2 protein-coding genes are annotated in these 2,347 nt (G+C 69.7%); both read right to left on the bottom strand.

Features of this window, described 5'->3' with window-relative positions; all coding sequences use genetic code 11:
* Positions 1–132: 132 nt before the first annotated feature.
* Positions 133–555: a hypothetical protein gene (locus ABT247_RS33075; RefSeq protein ID WP_350750236.1), complete on the bottom strand. Its 423-nt coding sequence runs from the start codon at positions 553–555 to the stop codon at positions 133–135.
* A 124-nt stretch (positions 556–679) separates the two neighbouring features.
* Positions 680–2,347: transglycosylase domain-containing protein (locus ABT247_RS33070; RefSeq protein ID WP_350750234.1), on the bottom strand; the 1,668-nt coding region annotated here is incomplete at its 5' end.

Raw genomic sequence — 2,347 nt, 5'->3', positions numbered from 1 at the left:
GCGGGGGCCCCGCCCCCGGGCTGGTTGGCGTGCGTGCCGGCCGTACCCGGCCTGTTCCGCGTGGTTGGGTATCCCGGCGAGGGGCGGCGCAGGAAGTCGGCTCGGCCGACTTCCTGCGCGGGCCGGCCCGGGTCACCGCTTGGGGAAGGCCGCCTTGAGGGCGCCGCTGCGGGTCAGGAAGGCGACCGGCAGCACGGCGAGGGCGGAGAGCCCCTGCAGGGCGGCGTACCAGGGAGGGCAGATGCCGGGGATGAGGTCGACGCCGATGACGGCGATCGGCATGACCGTGGAGATGGTCCGGAGGCGGCCGAAGGCCTCGTAGGAGCCGGCCTCGGCGCGGGCGGTCATCCGGAGGAACAGCGGGGCGAGCGCGGGGAAGATGACGGCGCGGATCCACATGAAGGGCGTGGTCTGCTGCCCGGCGAAGGCCGTCGCGGCGACGGTCCCCAGGACGACGACGCCGATCACGCCGAAGAGCACGAGGCACTTCTTCACGGTGGTGAAGGCTTCGCCGGTACGGGAGTTGTCGAGGTTCGAGCTCGCGGTCATCGCCATGGTCCTGTCCTCCGTGTCGTGGTGCAGACGACGTTACGGAGGCGGCGAACGGTCGAACACCGGTCTGGACCCACACCTGGGGTGGGGCTGGACCCACCCCAGGTGCCCGTCGGTGCGGCCGTCGTCAGTGCTGCGGGCCGCCGACCGGTCCGGTGGCCGGCGGGTTCGCACCGGTCGCGGTGCCCGCCGCAGTGGCCGTCGCGGTGCTGCCGGGGTCGGGCTTGGGTGCCGGGTCGGGGATGTCGGCCATCGCCAGGGACTGCTTGGGCGTGCCCCGCAGCGCCTGGTTCATGGCGTCCCGCCAGATCGGGCCGGGGCCGTCGGCGCCGAACACCTCGCTGCGGAACCTCCCGTTGATGGTGATGTCGCGCATCTCGACGCCGCCGGCCGGGCCGCCGAGCCAGACGGCGGTGGCCAGCGACGGCGTGTAGCCGTCGAACCAGGCGGCCTTCTTGTGGTCCGAGGTGCCGGTCTTGCCGGCGATCTGCCGGTTCCCCTCCAGGCTGAGCGCGGCGCCGGTGCCGTTGTTCTCGGTCACGCCGTTCAGGACGGTGTTCATCGCCCGGGCCGTCGTCTCGGAGAACACCTGCTCGCAGCGACCGGCCGGAACGGGCACGTCCTTGCCGTCCACCGTGACGATCCTGCTGATGGCGATCGGACTGCAGTGCTTGCCCTCGGCGGCGAAGGTCGCGTACACGTTGGCCATGGTCAGCGGGCTCATCTCCTCGACGCCCAGACCCATCGCGGGGACCTCGTCCAGCGGCTTGCCGCTGGCCTTGGTGCTGATGCCGAACTTGTTGGCCATCTGCTTGACCGCGCAGAGGCCGATCTCCTGTTCCATCTGCACGAAGTAGGTGTTGACGGAGAGCGCCATGGCCATCTTCAGCTGGTAGGGGCCCTTCTCGCTCGCGGACTCGTTGGGCACCACGGTCTTGGGGCGGGTCTCGTTCTTCCAGGTCCCTTCGCAGGTCTTCATGGTCGGGTACTCGAGCTTGTTCGGGGACGAGTACTCCTGGGTCGGCGGCAGGCCCGCCTCCAGCGCGGCGGCGGCGACGATCGGCTTGAAGGTGGAGCCGGGCTGGAAGCCGTTGCCGCCGCCCATCGAGGCGTCGACGTTCAGGTTGACGACGGTCTGGTTCTTGCTGGTGTCCAGGCCGTACGGACGGGTCTGGGCCATCGCCAGGATCTTGCCGGTGCCGGGCTCGACCATGGTGGCGGCGGCCGAGACGCTGTCGGTGACGCGCACGTTGCTGGTCACCGCGTTCTGGGCGGCGGCCTGCTTGTCCGGGTCCAGCGTGGTGTAGATGTTCAGGCCGCCGGTGTCCCAGAGCTTCTTCCGGTCGTCGGCGGACTTGCCGAAGGCCGGGTCCTGCTTGACCACGTGGCGCACGTAGTCGCAGAAGAAGCCCATGCCGGCCGTGGCCGTGATGCAACCGTTCTGCGGCTCGCGGTAGTTGAGTCCGAGCGGGGCGGCCTTCGCCTCCTTCGCCTGGTCGGCGGTGAGGTGCTTGTTCTCCACCATCTTGTCGATGACGGTGTCCCGCCGCTTCTGGGCGGCCTGCGGGTGCAGCTTCGGGTCGTACTGGGAGGGGTTCTGCACCAGTCCGGCGAGGGTGGCGGCCTCCGCGACGGTGAGGTCCTTGTTGCTCTTGCTGAAGTAGCGCTGGGACGCGGCCTCCACGCCGTAGGCGCCGTTCCCGTAGAAGGTGATGTTGAGGTAGTTGGTGAGGATCTGATCCTTGGTCAGGTCCTCCTCCAGCTTGATCGCGACCTTCAGCTCCTGGATCTTGCG

Source organism: Kitasatospora sp. NPDC001539 (assembly GCF_040298565.1).
Lineage (GTDB): Bacteria > Actinomycetota > Actinomycetes > Streptomycetales > Streptomycetaceae > Kitasatospora.
Note: the sequence above shows the minus strand (reverse complement) of the source record. Positions and strands in the feature narration are given on the sequence as shown.

What these genes read in the sequence shown, in the direction of transcription:
- ABT247_RS33075 (WP_350750236.1), bottom strand. Translation starts at nt 555, where the DNA reads ATGGCGATGACCGCGAGCTCGAACCTCGACAACTCCCGTACCGGCGAA.